This window comes from Acinetobacter sp. ANC 4173, assembly GCF_004331255.1.
Classification (GTDB): Bacteria; Pseudomonadota; Gammaproteobacteria; order Pseudomonadales; family Moraxellaceae; genus Acinetobacter.
In genome coordinates, this window is the sequence record NZ_SJOF01000003.1 from 137,960 (window position 1) to 154,769 (window position 16,810).

The 16,810-nt window shown below is 36.4% G+C and carries 16 protein-coding genes; 4 read left to right on the plus strand and 12 right to left on the minus strand.

The features are described 5' to 3' along the window. Nucleotides 1–5 precede the first annotated feature (5 nt). The 3 genes from E0H94_RS05415 to bfr all read left to right on the plus strand — a co-directional run bounded on the left by E0H94_RS05415 (nucleotide 6) and on the right by bfr (nucleotide 1,507). Nucleotides 6–389, plus strand: coding sequence for a RidA family protein (locus E0H94_RS05415; protein WP_044739681.1), 384 nt, complete (start codon nucleotides 6–8; stop codon nucleotides 387–389). A gap of 219 nt (nucleotides 390–608) precedes the next feature. After that, nucleotides 609–803, plus strand: coding sequence for a bacterioferritin-associated ferredoxin (locus tag E0H94_RS05420; RefSeq protein WP_016168690.1), 195 nt, complete (start codon nucleotides 609–611; stop codon nucleotides 801–803). A 239-nt stretch (nucleotides 804–1,042) separates the two neighbouring features. Beyond that, nucleotides 1,043–1,507 (plus strand): heteropolymeric bacterioferritin subunit Bfr, encoded by a 465-nt coding sequence (gene bfr / locus E0H94_RS05425; RefSeq protein WP_131325470.1) that lies wholly within the window; start codon nucleotides 1,043–1,045, stop codon nucleotides 1,505–1,507. A 42-nt stretch (nucleotides 1,508–1,549) separates the two neighbouring features. On the opposite strand, the gene E0H94_RS05430 is transcribed toward bfr, so the two are convergent. After that, entirely contained in the window at nucleotides 1,550–3,178 is a 1,629-nt protein-coding gene (locus E0H94_RS05430) for a PglL family O-oligosaccharyltransferase (RefSeq protein ID WP_131325471.1), read from the minus strand. A gap of 346 nt (nucleotides 3,179–3,524) precedes the next feature. On the opposite strand from E0H94_RS05430, the gene E0H94_RS05435 reads away from it, so the two are divergent. Next, nucleotides 3,525–4,655, plus strand: coding sequence for a glycosyltransferase family 4 protein (locus tag E0H94_RS05435; protein WP_131325472.1), 1,131 nt, complete (start codon nucleotides 3,525–3,527; stop codon nucleotides 4,653–4,655). On the opposite strand, the gene E0H94_RS05440 is transcribed toward E0H94_RS05435, so the two are convergent. The 11 genes from E0H94_RS05440 to E0H94_RS05490 form a co-directional block, all read right to left on the minus strand. Beyond that, nucleotides 4,645–5,712, minus strand: a complete 1,068-nt coding sequence (locus E0H94_RS05440) for a glycosyltransferase family 4 protein (protein ID WP_227548552.1) — start codon at nucleotides 5,710–5,712, stop codon at nucleotides 4,645–4,647. The genes E0H94_RS05435 and E0H94_RS05440 overlap by 11 nt on opposite strands. A gap of 33 nt (nucleotides 5,713–5,745) precedes the next feature. Beyond that, the gene (gene glf, locus E0H94_RS05445) at nucleotides 5,746–6,837 is read right to left on the minus strand and encodes a UDP-galactopyranose mutase (protein WP_131325474.1); all 1,092 of its coding nucleotides are present in this window, start codon (nucleotides 6,835–6,837) and stop codon (nucleotides 5,746–5,748) included. 12 nt (nucleotides 6,838–6,849) lie between these two features. Beyond that, nucleotides 6,850–7,755: a glycosyltransferase gene (locus E0H94_RS05450; protein ID WP_131325475.1), complete on the minus strand. Its 906-nt coding sequence runs from the start codon at nucleotides 7,753–7,755 to the stop codon at nucleotides 6,850–6,852. A gap of 8 nt (nucleotides 7,756–7,763) precedes the next feature. Next, nucleotides 7,764–8,738 carry a glycosyltransferase family 2 protein gene (locus tag E0H94_RS05455; RefSeq protein ID WP_131325476.1) on the minus strand — a complete coding sequence of 325 codons (975 nt, stop codon included), beginning with the start codon at nucleotides 8,736–8,738 and terminating at the stop codon, nucleotides 7,764–7,766. 3 nt (nucleotides 8,739–8,741) lie between these two features. Continuing rightward, on the minus strand, nucleotides 8,742–9,857 hold the full coding sequence (locus E0H94_RS05460) for a glycosyltransferase (protein ID WP_131325477.1): 1,116 nt from the start codon (nucleotides 9,855–9,857) through the stop codon (nucleotides 8,742–8,744). A 13-nt stretch (nucleotides 9,858–9,870) separates the two neighbouring features. Next, entirely contained in the window at nucleotides 9,871–11,577 is a 1,707-nt protein-coding gene (locus tag E0H94_RS05465) for an ABC transporter ATP-binding protein (RefSeq protein ID WP_131325478.1), read from the minus strand. Nucleotides 11,578–11,582: 5 nt separating this feature from the next. Further along, on the minus strand, nucleotides 11,583–12,434 hold the full coding sequence (locus E0H94_RS05470; protein ID WP_131325479.1) for a glycosyltransferase family 2 protein: 852 nt from the start codon (nucleotides 12,432–12,434) through the stop codon (nucleotides 11,583–11,585). Between the two features lie 13 nt (nucleotides 12,435–12,447). After that, complete coding sequence (locus E0H94_RS05475; RefSeq protein ID WP_131325480.1) at nucleotides 12,448–14,376, minus strand: hypothetical protein; 1,929 nt, start codon at nucleotides 14,374–14,376, stop codon at nucleotides 12,448–12,450. Between the two features lie 117 nt (nucleotides 14,377–14,493). Further along, nucleotides 14,494–14,934 (minus strand): pilin, encoded by a 441-nt coding sequence (locus tag E0H94_RS05480; RefSeq protein WP_131325481.1) that lies wholly within the window; start codon nucleotides 14,932–14,934, stop codon nucleotides 14,494–14,496. A 263-nt stretch (nucleotides 14,935–15,197) separates the two neighbouring features. Then, the gene (locus E0H94_RS05485) at nucleotides 15,198–15,758 is read right to left on the minus strand and encodes a TPM domain-containing protein (protein WP_131325482.1); all 561 of its coding nucleotides are present in this window, start codon (nucleotides 15,756–15,758) and stop codon (nucleotides 15,198–15,200) included. Continuing rightward, on the minus strand, nucleotides 15,752–16,804 hold the full coding sequence (locus E0H94_RS05490; RefSeq protein ID WP_131325483.1) for a TPM domain-containing protein: 1,053 nt from the start codon (nucleotides 16,802–16,804) through the stop codon (nucleotides 15,752–15,754). The genes E0H94_RS05485 and E0H94_RS05490 overlap by 7 nt, the downstream gene beginning before the upstream one ends. Between the last annotated feature and the right edge of the window lie 6 nt (nucleotides 16,805–16,810).

Below are 16,810 nucleotides of genomic sequence, written 5' to 3' on the forward strand. Positions count from 1 at the left end.
AATCGATGTCCCGCCAAGTTATTCATACTGAAAATGCCCCTGCTGCCATTGGTACTTATTCACAAGCAATTCTCGTTGGTGAAACACTTTATCTTTCAGGGCAAATCGGTTTAGATCCGTACAGTATGGAATTGGTAGAAGGCATTGAAGCGCAAATTCGCCGCGTTTTTGATAACTTAAAAGCCGTGTGTGAAGCTGCTGGTGGTTCACTTGCCGACATCGCCAAACTCAATATCTTTTTAACCGATTTATCTAATTTCCAACTGGTCAACCAAATTATGGGTGAATATTTTGCTCAACCTTACCCAGCACGTGCTGCGTTAGGTGTGGCAAGTCTACCGAAAGGAGCGTTGGTCGAGATGGATGGTATTGTGATTATTCCACAATAATTTATAAAACCCATTCAATCACCACCTTCAATCTTTAACTCTCAATCATATAAAGCTCTTGCGCAAAATCCGAGCAGAACTCGGATTTCCGCTCAGGTGGTATTTTTTTATTCAAATTCCCAATGATAATAATTCTCTTTTTAAATGAATGTTATTGACAAACGATAACAATTATCAATAATATTACTTATCGTATTTAAATTCATCTGGCTCGCAGTCATGTACGTATGTTTGTGTCGTGGTATTACCGATCAAGATATTAAAGATGCCGTTGCTAACGGTGCAGAAAGCTATCGCGAAATCCGTGATTTGCTTGATCTTGGCACATGCTGTGGTCGTTGTGCACCTGAAGCACGTGCCATCATTAGTGATGAAATTGCAGAAATTGCTGGACGTATTGCTGTCGCAGCCTAAGAATAACAATACTTATAAATGTAATGGTCTTGATTGATCATTCCTCCTCCCCCGCTTTTGACTCTAAGCGGGTTTCATTTTTCTAGCTTAATATCCAATTGTTTTTGATTACGATTTTCATTTGCCGTTCAATAAAGCACTCGCCTTTCAGCATTTTCTTGTTTAAGATTTACAGAATAACAGGCTGTTATGGTCTAACTTAGAATTTTAAACCAGCATTGATTGATGGAGTTTATGCTATGAAAGGCAATCGCGATGTGATTAACCAGTTAAATCAGGTGCTCTATCATCATTTAACTGCTATTAACCAATATTTTTTACATTCAAGAATGTTTAATGACTGGGGTATTGAACAACTCGGCTCTGCTGAATACAAAGAATCAATCCGTCAAATGAAGCATGCCGATAAAATCATTGAACGGATTCTATTTTTGGAAGGCTTACCAAATTTACAACACCTCGGTAAACTTTATATCGGTCAGCACACCGTTGAAGTTTTAAATTGTGATATCCGCAAAGTAAAAGAGAACATTGAAAGTATTAAAACTGCAGTCACTTTAGCTGAGCAAACCTTAGACTATGTAACACGTGATTTAGTTCAAGAAATTCTAGAAAAAGAAGAAGAATACTGGGATTGGCTCACCACTCAACTAGATTTAGTCGAAAGTGTCGGCATTGAAAACTATATTCAAAGCCAACTCTAATCAATAAAAAAGCCAGCATTTCGCTGGCTTTTTTTAGGTCTTTTATTGAGCCGGTTCTAATAAAGATTCATAGCTTACATCGACATGTTTCAATTCTTTCAATAACCATAATTGGTGACGTGCTCCCTGTTCATCCCCATTAAAAGCAAGAACACGTGCATATTTCAACAAATCATATTTGGTTGGATAACACTGCACCATTTCATGAATTTGCTGTAATTCAGCTTTACTCAATATCGTGTTCGGGTTCAGTCGAATCCATGCAATTCTGCGACTCAGTTCATCCAAAACATAAATTCGGTCATGGTTGGTAATTTTTTCAGGGGTATGTTCATAACGCATCGACTGATTCAGTTTAGGCACTGCCACCATATAATCACGATGAATTAACACCAAAAGCAAGCCACCAACCACAAATACCATTTGCGTATATTTAGGCGCTAAATTCCAAACTTTAAGTTGAGTTTCCTGCGACAGCACCAAACCCACAATAAAACCGAATGGTAATAAGAAGTAGGCATAATTCTGTGGATATTCCAATAAGGCATGCACCAATACTGCCACAATCATCAGAATACCAATAACAGACTCTGTGGAATTCACTCGACTAATTAAGCGATATGCCAGATAAATTAAATACCCCAGAAATGGTACGCCTATCAGTAAGCCATTCCACACCAAGAAATCCAACACAAAATTATGTGAGCTTCGCACCCATTCAGGAATTCGATAATATTCACTTACTGCAACCTGAGCGACACTGGTCTGATTCCAGCCATAGCCAAACCATGGTCGGTCTGAAATAGCATAGAGCATTTGTTGCCAGATACCCAAACGCAAATGCCCTGAGCTTGCACGTTCAATTGCTGTTGGCGAGTCCGCAATTGCCAAATGTGAAGCCTGTGCCAACCAATGGTCAACGATTGGCATAACTAAAATGAGTCCGATAAATAAGCCAACCCAAGTCAGCATTGCATACCATTTGAGGCGCAAATACCCTCTATATTGTTGATAGAAGAAATAAGCGACAAATAAGATACAGACAACCCATGACGTTCTAGACTGACTTAAGACCAATGCTATTAATATCGTTAATGAGCATAGACTGAGAATCCAAGCCTTAAGCTTACTTTTCTCAAATAAATACAGACTCGCCATTAACGAAAGAATAAGGAAAGTTGCCATATTATTCGGCTGGGCAAAATTCGCATAAGGACGATTACTGCGTAAATTTGCAATACCAGGAATGTGGTTTTCAATGGTGAGCCACTGACAGATTGCCATCACGCCCGAGAGTGTACCGACCACCAACAATACATAACTCAAATTCGTAAAAGTTTGCTCTCGGTCTTTTTGCGTCAAAGATAAGTTATAACCCAACACTATGCTTAACCAGAAAGCAAAAACAAAGAGACCTGAAATCAGTGCAATACTAAAGAAAAATTCCAGCCCAAACAGCCATTGCAGCAGAGGAATGAAAGCCATCCCCACCAAGGGGAGTGTCATCACTGGTAATTTTATTTTTTGCTGAAGAAAAATGGCGGTGAGTGCAAACAAGGATAGAAAAGCAAACAATTCACCTGTATAGGTTACCCACGGGCGATAGTGAACTGGCAAAAGCCAAGCCAGTGCAATCAGCACACTGGCAAGTAAAGAAAGAATGAATTTCATGGGGTGCTACAGTTGCAGAACTGTGCATAGTGTAATTCAAAATGTTGGTTTTTCCGATCTTTCGTATTTGAAATATCATAATTTGGGAAAGATCTATATTGAATATTATCCTTAAAAATTCATCATACAACAACACTACTTTATAAAGAGAAACATTTTTCCAATCTTCTTATATATTCTAAATTCTCAATAAAGCCTCAAAAATAACAACTAACCAAAGTAATGCAAAGGTATCTAATAGATAAAAGGATACAACTTAAAATAATAATGCATCTACGCCCCTAACCAATTTTTTTTACTATTTTTTTCATTATGATGGAGTAATTAACTTTTTTCAGGACAGAGAATGAAGAAAAATATTGTTATTGTTACCCGCAACCTTCCGCCTCTAGTCGGTGGGATGGAACGATTAAATTGGCATATTGCAGATGAACTATCTCAAAATAATCAGATCACAATAATCAGCCATTCAGCAGCAGAACCTCTCGCACCGACCAACACTACATTTTATTTAGCACCACTCAATCCTCTCCCACTTTTTCTGGTTATAAGTTTTTTACGTACTTTATGGTGCTGTCTTACCCAACCAGTTGATACACTTTTTGCAGGGAGTGGGCTCACGGCACCAATTGTTGTAATACTTGCCAAAATTTTCCGGAAAAAAAGTATTGTTTATATACATGGATTAGATATCGGTACCAACAATAAACTCTACAAGTTATGCTGGATTCCATTTATACGTCAGGCCGATCAGGTAATTACCAACAGTAGCCCAACACATCAACTTTGCATTCAAAAAAATATTTCAAAAGAAAAAATTAGCATTATTCACCCTGGTGTCTCTTATCCTCCAAAACCTAAAAATGAAAAGATCATTCAAAATCTTAGAGAAAAATATAACTTAAACGATAAAAAAGTTCTGATTTCGGTAGGCCGACTGACCGAACGTAAAGGCATGAACGAGTTTATAGAGCAATGCCTATCAAAAGTAGTAACAGCTCGACCGAATACTGTTTTAATTATTATTGGTGACACGCCAAACCAATCACTCAATAAGAATCTGCAATCTAAAGAGATGATTTTAACGACCGCAAAAAAACATAATCTAATGAACAATATTATATTTACTGGCAACATTCAGGATGATGACATCCTTGCTAGTTTTTACTATTTGGCAGATCTGCATGTTTTTCCAGTCAAACATATTCCTCATGACCCTGAAGGTTTTGGTATGGTTGCCATAGAAGCCGCAGCACATGGCACACCGACTGTTGCTTTTGCGACAGGTGGCATTGTTGATGCTGTAAAACAAGATTATTCGGGATTATTGATTGCACCAAATAGCTACGATCTATTGACCCATACCATTCTAGATGCACTCAGAACTCAAATTATATCAGCAGACAATTGCCAGCAATATGCTGCTCAATTTAGTTGGCAATCCTTAAACAAAAAACTAGAGCAGACTATGAAATAAGATAACCGTTCATCGTCTGAATATTTTCAGACCAGTCTGGGATATGAACATCGAGTTTTTGATAGTGCTGTAACTGCTGCATGACACGATCAGCAAATTGCATGAAATTTCCTGATGAATAAAGTAATTCTTGATGCTTACCAACCAACTCAACCATATCTCCAATAGCAGTTGAAACAATGGTGAGTTCTGTTGCCAACATTTCATAGGCTTTTTGTGGAAAACAATACTGTCCAAAAGCATCGTCAGGAATACATAACACCCCAATATCAAGAGATTGAAACAATGTGACGACTTGCTGATGCTGCAATAAACCCAAATAAATCACGCGCTCATCTTGGGGAATTGGTGTTTGTGCCTCGATAGGACCAGCCAAAACCAGATGTACCCGTGGATCTCGCTGCTTAATGATGTCCCATGCTCGAAATAAATCCGTAATTCCCTTCATCTTGGTTAAACCACCTGCTGTACCAATGAGAGGAACATCAAGCGGTAAATTTAACTGTTGGCGTGCCTGCTGTTGATCTCCAACCTTAAATAAGGCTTTATCAATCACACTTGGTAATGCCAAAACATGCTTAACTATTGGATGCTCAGTACGGATTTTTTTTGCCAGACTATGACTCGTAGTCATCACCAAAGATGCCTGATCTAGCGCCTTATGGAACAAGTTTCTAAATAGAGGAATTTTAGCCTGCCCATAAGATTCAAAATTATCGTATAAATCAGCCGCAAATGGTTTATCCAGTTTTTTTGCCAACCACGCTCCCCAAATAATATGAGGAATATCTGAAGCTGCAATAATAATATCGGGCTGAAAATCAGCTATTTTCTTCAACAAATACAAAGGATAAAATAAAAGACCTACTTTCTTCATACCCAAATAACTTTTTGAAGACCATATCAACTTTTTGTGAGCTGTTGTTTCATCCCAAACGCCTTCAGCATGAGACTGATAACTTAAACAGAAACCAGCGACCTCATGCCCGAGTAAACTCAATTGATGAGGCATTTCATATAAACGCGCATATTTGTCTAAAATGACATCTTTAGACATATATTGTCGTTTACACAAAAATGCGATTTTCAATTATTTTTGCTCCAGAATTTTGCTCACAGCATTCAATGCTGCACCAACCACCTGATCCATATTGTAATAACGATACTCAGCCAGACGCCCAACAAACGTTACGTTTTCCTCTGCATTTGCCAACATTTGATACTGCTTAAACAACTGCTCATTTTCAGTGCGAGGAATTGGATAGTACGGATCACCTTCATCTGTTGGATACTCTCTCACAATTGACGTAGATGAAGCCTGCTGACCGGTTAAATGCTTAAACTCAGTGATTCGAGTAAAATCATGATCATTTGGATAATTCACAGTACCCACACTTTGATACTGTTCAATATTTAAGTGTTCATGTTCAAAACGTAACGAGCGATAAGGCAAATGCCCAAATTGATAATCATAAAATGCATCTATTGGGCCTGTATAAATTAAGTGATCGTACTCAATACCTTGCGCAATAAGATCTTTATACTCCGTACTCAATTTGACCGTAATATTTGGATGATTCAGCATATTTTCAAACATGGCTGTATAACCCTGTAACGGCATCGCCTGATATGTGTCAGTGAAATAACGGTCATCGGTATTGGTACGTGTTGGTATACGTGCGGCTACGCCTGCCTTTAACTGCGATGGATCTAGCCCCCACTGTTTTTTGGTGTAGTTGAGAAAGAATTTTTCATATAAATCACGTCCAACCGAGTTGAGTACTACATCTTCACTGGTCTGAACAGGGTCACGCGGTTCGCGAACTTTCTCAAAATACTCAGCGGCTTGTTGTTCAGTTAAATCTAAATCATAAAGCTGATTTAAGGTATCTCGGTTAATAGGAAATGGATACTCTTTTCCATTGACTACCCCACGCACCCGATGTTCATAAGGACGCCACTCAGTAAACTGTGATAAGTAATTAAAAATACGTTCACTATTGGTATGAAAAATATGTGGACCATATTGATGAATCAGAATGTCATGAGAATCTTTGACATCGTAAGCATTGCCCCCAATATGATCTCGACGATCAACAACCAAAACCTGATGCCCTGCTTCTGCCAATTCACGTGCTGATACGGCACCTGCAAAACCCGCCCCAACGATTAAAAATTTCATACAACCTTACCTTTATAAATCCCATTGATCATGACGTTTTCCTGTATTACAAAATACAGCATCATAAAAACCAGCAAAAAAAGCCTTTACTTGTTTTAGAGAGTTTTTTTCATTCAGCAAAGCTGCAAACAATCGAATAAATGATGCTGGAATCGTTTGTGTATAATATTTAAATCCATAATATTTTTTGGCGATTAAGAGTCGATTCCGTGTATCGTAATAACGCTTCCACGCTACCAAATTCAGACATGTAATTTTCTTCCCTAAAAAATTAAATTCATAACGATCTGATTTTGGATGTTCAATTTGGCTTTGCCCGCAAATAAAAATTTTGTGACCCACATGTTGTGCACGCATACAATATTCAACATCATCCGCTGCAATAAAATATGAAGCATCTGGCAAACCAATGTTTTGATAAATTTCTTTACTGGTTAAGAAACCTAGAAACGGCAAAGATTGCACTTCGGCTAGCTCAGAAACCTGTTTTTTTAGATGGACGGTCTTATTTTCAGCTAATAATGTAGTTGCCCATGCAGTATCTTCTCCATTTACAGCCAGCGAACCATAAATATGCTCAGGTGTTGCGTGTCGCATAATTTCTTCTAAAGCGGTAGGATGAGGAACAGCATCATCATCCATCATCCATACATAGTCTGCACCTTGCTCAAATGCATACTGCATACCAGCAGAAAAACCACCTGCCCCACCCGTATTTTCTTTCAAAGCAATTAACTGAGTTTTTGGCTGCTCTAGCCAACCATTTTGTTTTAATATTTCAATTGTTCCATCTGTTGAAGCATTGTCAACAATCAAGGTTTTTGATGGCTGCTGTGTTTGTGCTGATAATGCTTGTAGACATTGCAACAATAATTGCTTTCTATTGAATGTAACAACAACGACCATAAAATTTTGCATAATTTATCTCAAATCTTCCGAATATAAGAGCTACAACCTAGCTTATATTTCAACCGCCTAAGTTGATGATTCACCCATCGTTTAGGCAACATTAACCATTCTATAATAAGTGGATGAATCCAATTAGGTAGTTTCTGAAAAAATGGATCACTTGGTCGTGAATTTGAATCGAGTGTTCGTGCATATAGCCCAATTTTTGTCCAATAAATTGGTGCTTGATAAAATGCTAAATGTAAATTTCGCCATAATCCAATTGCTAAAAATTGCTTATTTTTTTCCTCTAACTGATAATATTCATAATATTTTAAAATATTCTCAGTATTTTTCTTAAAAGCTGGATAATAAATATAGGGCGTCGACAACCGTTCATTAGAATGTTGAAACCAAACTCCAACCACTTGATCCTTATATATCCATTTACATTTTTTATTTAATAAAACAGAAAAAAACCATTCAAAATCTTCTCCATTATTATTAAATTCATTCCAAATTAAATCTTCTATAGATATTTTTTTATATAAATTATTTAATGTTGTTCCTATTACTTCTCCAGAAAGAATTGCTTCTGCACCACTATTATATTTATGTAAATAACTTACAGGATATTTACCTCCTAAATCATCTAGGCAAAAAATCATATAAGTACTTAAGTCGGCATCTGAATTATATAGCTCAGTATATTGTTGATAAGCTATTTCAGATATTAAATAATCATCATCATCCAAGAAGCGAATTAAATCTCCTTGTGCAATAGAAAGTCCATAATTCCTTGCCTTAGAAACATTCCCTTCCTCTAATTTATAATATTTGACCAAAGGATGTTGGAAGGATGAACTCTCGTCAAAATCCATGCCAGACTTTCCATTCAAAATCACAAGGATTTCTGTTTGGACTTTTGCATCATCAATCAGTGCACTTTTGATTGCCCGTTGTAAAAGTTCAGGACGACAACCTGCACTTGGAATAATTATAGTAACCAACATATACTAATTTATCCCTGTAATTCTTTTAAATTGTTCAAAACAATTTTTCATAGATAATCTTTCTTTATCTTTTTCTGTAATTTCATACGGGTACATATATATTTTTTCAATAGTATTAACTAATAATTTATAATTATTTTTCTCTACTAACCCCTGATTTAACTGACCTGAAGATAATTGATATTCAATTCCAGAAGATGAATTATAAGATACAACAGGAACATCTAATTTTATCGATTCGGATATCACCAATGGAAACCCTTCACTTTCTGAGGTTAAAATAAGAATTTTACTTTTTTTAATATAATATTCTGGATTTTTTTTCCAACCTAAAAATATTATTTTATTCTCTGCATTTTTATCCTTAACAAAATTCACAAGCTCCTCTTTTAATATACCATCACCGACTATTGCCATTTTCCCTTTTAAATTACTGTCTAAAAAAGCTTGTATTGCAATTTTAGGCCTCTTCTCAGAAGAGAATCTACCAACAAAAATCATATCATACTCTTTGTCAATATCTTCATTTTCAATATTTAAAAATCTTCTTTCCGAAACACCATTTGGAATAAATTCCACAATATAAGGGTTACTAAATTCCTTATAAAAATCAACCAACCCTTCATTAACAACTATTATATTTCTATTATTAAATAGTTTATAAAAAACTTTTTTCTCTATTTTCGATCGTCTATATTCATTCAAATATGAAAAAATATTTTTAGAGCCCACTCTTTTGAATACATTGAAATTTGTTAGATCACCATGAACCCATAACCAAGTATTTTTTTTGAAAAAACAATCTGCCAACCAATACCCAAAAGCATAGCTAATAACAGTTAGAACTGGATCTAATTCACATTCTAAATCAAAGATTAATTTTCTATCTTTATCAGATATATCTTTACCTTTATTTCTAAACAAACTGTTATTAAATTTTATATTCAGATTAACTATATTCAACCCTTCCGGTATTTCCATACCTTGCTCTTTACCATCTAGCAAAAGCATCGTCACAGAATATCCATTATTAATAAACTCCTCTGCCAACTCTAAATTAATTCTTTCAGCACCACCACCATTTAAATGATCACAAACAAATATAATATTTTGAGGCATAAATATTCCTGAATCATAATTTTAAAATATATTTACATTGTTCTATTGCACTCTCTCGATGTGCAATAATAACCATCGTTTTTTCCCCACTCAATCCTTGAATTGCCTCATTGACCGCTTGCTCTGTTTCTGTGTCTAAAGCACTGGTTGCTTCATCCATAAACAACACTTGTGGATCTCTATATAAAGCCCGAGCAATCCCGATACGTTGACGCTGTCCACCAGAAAGCATAACTCCTCGCTCACCCACAAAAGTATCATAACCATCTTTTAAATTATTTACGATAAACTCATGGATTTGTGCTGCCTTTGCAGCTTTTATAATAGCATTCATGTCAATATTATCTTTTGGAACACCAAATGCAATATTTTGAGTGATGGTATCATCTGCTAAGTAAATAAATTGTGGAATATAACCAACCAAGCTCTGCCACGAATGCACATTGGTTTTATTAATAACAATACCATCTACCAATAACTCGCCCTGCTGTGGTTCTAAAAGCCCAAGCAAGATATCCATCAGTGTACTTTTACCCGAGCCACTTTTTCCAATAATTCCAAGACTACTCTTACAAGGAATAACGAGGCTAAAATTCTCCAATACGTTTTTATGTGGGTCTGTTGGGTAAGCATAACTTACATTTCGCAGCTCAATGCTATGTTTAAAGCTAAGTTGTGGGTAATTCTGCTTTTGATCTACTAGAGTAGGCAAATACAAATCATCTAATATTTTATTGGCCGAATCCAAAGAAAAACGCATACTTGAGATTGCACGATAAATGTTTTGTGCTGCGGGTAACATGCGATATGCAGCAAAACCAAATAAGCCCAATGATGGCAATATTGTAGAAATATTTTGATTATTTAATACTAAGCCTATTGCTAAGCCAATAATTGCACAATACCCCATTGCTTCAACTAGCAATAAGGGAACGTTCCCCACGGTTTGATTGGCTGCTAAATGTCTTGCAAAAATTCGAGATTGCTCTTGGAAATGTTTTAAATACCCTTGATCTGCATGGTTAATTTTAACATCTTTGATACCACCCAAGACTTCATTGCAGGCTTTATAGCGTTCACTATTAGCATAATGAAACTCTTGACCAATTCGACCTAAAAATTTTCTTACACCCAAGTAGATTAAAACATATACCATTAAAAACAAGATAAATGCAGTGATTGCCATATATGGATTATGCATAAATATCAACATAATCATAGCAAAAATAACCAGGCCATAAGATATTATGATCATGATAGGCTGAATAATATTATCAACCAGCTGATCAATCTGTGAAAGAATGTTTTTTGTTAGTTCCGAACTATTTTTCTGAATAAAAAATTCATAATCTTGCTTTAAATATATCGAAAGTAATCGAGTCGATAAATAATGGCGCTGTAAACTTACAAAGCGACTTGTTCCATAAGAGTGAATCACTTTAAAAATAGCTGACAGAATAATCAGCACCATTGAAACCAAGCCTAATTTAATAATAAAATTAGTATAAGATGTAGCATTTAAAAATTCATAAAAATAATAAAATTTTTGATCATTTTGAATAATACTAGGGCTAGAAAGAACGGCTAAAAATGGCATAATCGAAATCACACCAAGTGTTTCTAAAAATGCCATTAAAATAGTTAAAATAAGAACAATAACAAATTTTCTTTTTTCTAATTGAGTTAAGGTTTTCCACAAACGATAAATAATATCCAGCATCTTAATTATTCGCTATCTTTATACATAAGGCTAGTAATTTGTTCTGAAATAAGCCCCATCAGAAAAATCATAATACTTCCCGTATATAATAAAGCACTCATATTGGTAAAACGATTATACTCATACAATGTATAACCATACCAACCAGTTGCTATCATAAATAATAAAATAGCAATAGGTAGAAACATTTTTAGAGGTGAGTACAATGTTGCTATCTTAAAAATAATGAGTACAAAACGAGTACCATCTCGCAATAAGCGAATATGGCTTTTGCCTATACGCTTTGCAGCATGAATTGGAATATAAGTAACCGAATACCCAGCTCTAAAAAATGCCATGGTGCTCGTTGTTGGATAAGAAAAACCATTAGGTAATAGATATAAAAACTCACGAAACTTTTCAGCTCTCACGGCCCGAAAACCCGAGGTTAAATCCTCGACCTGATGTTCTGTCATATAAGTTGCAAGCTTATTATAAAAAGCATTGGCAAAACCACGGCCAAGACTGGCTTGCGACCCTTTTTGACGAGCACCAACAACTAAATCATAACCTTGTTCTAATTTTTTTATAAATTGAGAAATATCGGCAGGGTCATGCTGACCATCAGCATCCATAAATATAATGATTTCACCTTGAGCATGACGAGCACCTGTTTTAATCGCAGCACCATTCCCTTTCGAATATGGATGTGAGATCACTTTTACTCCTGCCTGTTCTGCAACTTGTTTTGTTTGGTCGGTAGAGCCATCATTGACTACAATAATTTCAGCATCAGGAACAATCTTTACAATATCCCCAATAGTTAATCCTATTGCTGCAGCTTCATTTTTTGCAGGAAGAACGATACTTAATTTCATTTTCTATTGACTCTTAATTTATCTGTTCCGCTTGCAAATCATTTTGCATATCGTGCCTTGTCTGTAGAATGATTTTTTCATAATATTGCTGTGAACGTTTTAATGTTTCTTTCGGCTGTTTACGATATAACATTTCCACCTGACTTAACATTTTTAATGCTTGCTGTAAATAACCCGCATTCCCCAACTTAATAACCATCTGCAATCCATCATCTATATCTGCCAATAACACGAATGATTGACTAAAATACTGATAAGCTACGTCTGGTTTATGCTGCTGAAGTAAAATTTGTCCTTGCAGAAAAATAGCATAACCTTGAAAATCTTTTATATTTACATAAGATGGATTCTCAAGCATTACAGACAAAATATTAATTAAATCATCACCATATTGCTGAATTATTTGTGGTTTATTCAATGCATGTCCTGTTAAATCACGAATTGCAATAGCTGCTTGAATATCAGCCCGATGGATGCGTATCAGCTGTTGAGTACGAATAAAATCTTGTTTTTTAACAGCCCCTTCTTCTATTTTTTGCAACAACAATTGCAATGCGAGCAACCCACTTTCTGGTCGTTTTTCCAAAGCTTGTTCTACAACCTGATTTGCTTCTTTAAAATGTCCATTTTGGGTAAGCACAGTTGCAATAACGATTTGTGCACGTGGAGAGTTAGGGCTATTTTGAGCCCAATACAACATCAGTTTTTGACTGTCCGACCAAAGAATAGTGCGTTGCCATGTCATAGTTGCCAGAAATATGAGAATCAATAAGCTAATGAATATAACTATGCTTGGTTTTATATGTTCAGATAACGTGTACAACCCTACTGCTAAAGGTAAGAATAAGAAAATAGCCGCAATATAATTACGATGCTCAAAGTACAACTCCAAACCAATCACAGTCGATTCCATAAGATGTGCGGCAAAGAAAAATAAAATTGCCAATGCAAAAAATGGGTATTTTTTTCTTAATAATAGACTCGAAATAAACAAACTTGATAGAAATAGAATTGAATATAATGTACTGATTGGAGAGAACCAATATTTTGAAACTAAAAATCCATCCTGAAAAAACCCATAACCTTCAATTCTTGGAATATACAATTGTGCTAAGTAGTCAACAACAATACGACCTTCCGTTAGTAAACGTTCTTTTTGATTAAAATTGCGATTTGACCAAGGATCGTCTGAAAAATCAATATAATGCAGCAACATGAATGTAATAGCTAAAGATGGTAACCATAAACAGACTGTTCGCCATTGCCATTTTGGTAGATTATTTTTATTCGGGTTACAAAATTCTATTACTAAAATTAGTAAAGGCAGTAGTGCACCATTTTCTTTACTATAGGTCGCAAGCAAAGTACCCAATCCTATCGAAAATGTCATCAGTGTATAGCCAAGATACTGCTTACTACTAAGTAATGTGCGCCCCTTAAAATAACCCACGATAGCCAACAAACTAAATAATAAAGGTAATTGAGCCATACGCTGTATGACATACAATGTGGTAGACATCATTAAGGGATGTAACATCCAAAAACTTGCACTTAATAAGGCAATCCATGCGATTTTTTGTTCTTTTACTTCACCATAAGCACGTAAAATTAGACTCGTCACCCAATACAACAGTAGACCACACAATAAATGGATAACTAAATTAACAACTTTGAAAGGAAAAGCATTTCCGGCAAACCAAGCATCCGCTTGGGGCACAAACGTAAGTAATGAAATTGGACGACCTGTTGGCCCCGCATTGCCATTACTAACAAATTTATATGCATTCTCCCAATCATGCATATCGCCATATTTACTCATTTCTCCTAAATTAGGAAAATCATCGAATAAAAACCCACCTTTTAAACCCGTGTAATATACTAAAACTACTAATAGTGTAATAAAGAACAAGATAATAATAGGCAAAACACGATTATTTAACATTCAGGATCCATTACAAGGCTTATCTGTACAAATTTATTCATGCATGTTTTTCATAGTCCACTGATCAATAAAAAAGCGACCCGAAGATCGCTTTTTTGATTCAATTAACCGTGTGTGTTAGTTAAGAGAAAGTGCTTTAGGTACATATTTCGCATCGATTGTACCGCCATTTTGTTTAATTGTACCGTTAGAAAGTACATTCATGATCAATGTTTTAGTATTAAGATTACCAGCAACTGAAGTTCCTGCAGAACCAGAACCATAAGTTGCAGTCACTGTACAACCTGTCGTTGCACTTGGTGCGCCAGTTGTAATTACGACTTGAGAGTACTTACCTGTGACCGTGTTATTTGCTGTGTTAACTGTATCAGCACAATTATTACTTTGCAGATTGTCTGCAATGGTAACTTTTAGACCATCAGTCAATGATACACCTTCTGATGCTTGTGAACGAGCGATATAGTCATTGTAAGCAGGAATCGCAATTGCCGCTAAAATACCAATAATGGCCACAACGATCATTAATTCAATAAGAGTGAAACCCTTTTGAGCGTTCATAACATTCTCCACAAATGTTTTGTTTAGTTTTTTTTAAGCTTTGTAAAGCAAGAAGCGCTTTTGTATGCTTTGTTTATAATGAGCACGGAATGTGCCAAGATTTATTATAATTAAATCCAACAAAAAAACAGCACCTTAGCCCTGTTTTTTTCAAATAAATTTCACTCATTACTTTTTCAGATTAGACATAATTGATACATAAGTGACAATAATTGTTAGTTTTAAACTAATCACCTATTTTGTCTGTGTTCTAGTTCTCACTCTTAATCTAGAACAATTGGCTCATTGGATAATTCATTCACTTGCTCAATTTCCTTTTCAGCATAAAATTTTTGTAGTAATTTGCCGATGCTAGAAATCGCGTGTATGACTGCCTCATGATACTGATGTTGACCAAATTGTTGCACCAAGTTCTGACAAATTGAATTCCATACTTCTTGCTCAGTCGCTTGCTGTAATCCTCGATCAAAGACTAACTCCACCTTTCGCTCGCATAAGTTTAAGTACAACAATATTCCACTGTTGTGTTCAGTATCCCAAACACCCAGTTCTGCAAATAACTGCTCTGCGCGTTTTCGTGTGTTTTGCCGATAGGCTTGCAAACATGGCAAATGCCCTTCGATTACCACTTGAATCTCACCGACATGCCCTTGTTCTGCATGCTGTACAGCAACTGAGATTTTCTGCAAATCGACAGATTTAAAATAGCGTCGCGTATTTGAAAAATAGAAACAATGCTTCAACCAACGCTGAAAACTAGGTTGAACGTGTTCTTGTAACTTCATTGTTGTGACTATTTGAGTTGAATCTGTTTTTGTTACCATGAGCCTGAAGCACCTCCTCCACCAAAACCACCGCCACCACCTCGATAGCCGCCGCCACCTCCACCAAAACCTCCTCCGCCTGAACCTCGTCCAGAACCTGAAGCCAGTATTTGCAAGATCAATTGCGCCAATGAGGTTACGAGCAGCAAGAAAATACCTGCGCCCACCAATAGACTGGTCAATACACCTACGCCACTGACCAAGCCTGCAACTACACCCGCCACACCCGCAGTCGCAGCACTAAGACGTTTACCCATCATCATCGATGCAAAGGCCCCAACCACAATAATAATTAAGGCATAGGTCCAAAATTGTGATCGTGCGTGTTGTTCATGTAATGCCTGAGCTTGTTGCTGTTGTAATTCTTGCGCTGCTTGCTGGGCAATTTCAGGATCTAAACTCAATATGCGCTCAATCTCACTGAGTCCAGATTGAATGCCTTGAGCATATTCAGCTTGTTTAAAATATGGCGTGATCTCGTTACGAATAATGCGCCCAGCCACGATATCAGGCAGCACGCCTTCTAAACCGTAACCCGTTAAGATCTGAATTTTACGGTCATTAATCGCAATGACCATGAGCAAGCCATTATCGCGCTTTGCTGTTCCTAACTGCCATTGTTCAGCGACTCGCATGGCATAATCAAAAATGGCTTCCTGCCCTGTAGTCGGCACAATGACCACCCCAATTTGCGCTTTACCTTGCTCATACAATTTTAAAATGTGTTGGCTCAAAACCTGTTTATCTGAGTCAGACAAGACATTGGCTTGATCAATGACAGGCGTATTTAGGCTTGGCAATTGGCGCATTTGCCCATCAGCCAAATCATTTGCAACCTGTACTGAGGATGCTGCGTGTTGTTCAGAATCTAAAGGTTGAGCGCTTTTTCTTGCCTGCTGAATAACCTGACCAATCACCACAGCATCTTCTGCATGATTGACCGTGGAAGATGCTTCAGCCCAGCAGATTGAACAGCAAATTAAAGACAGCAAAGCACTTAACAGGAACCGTACAGCCTGCTGGATGGGGTACTTTAAGCGATACATTCACTT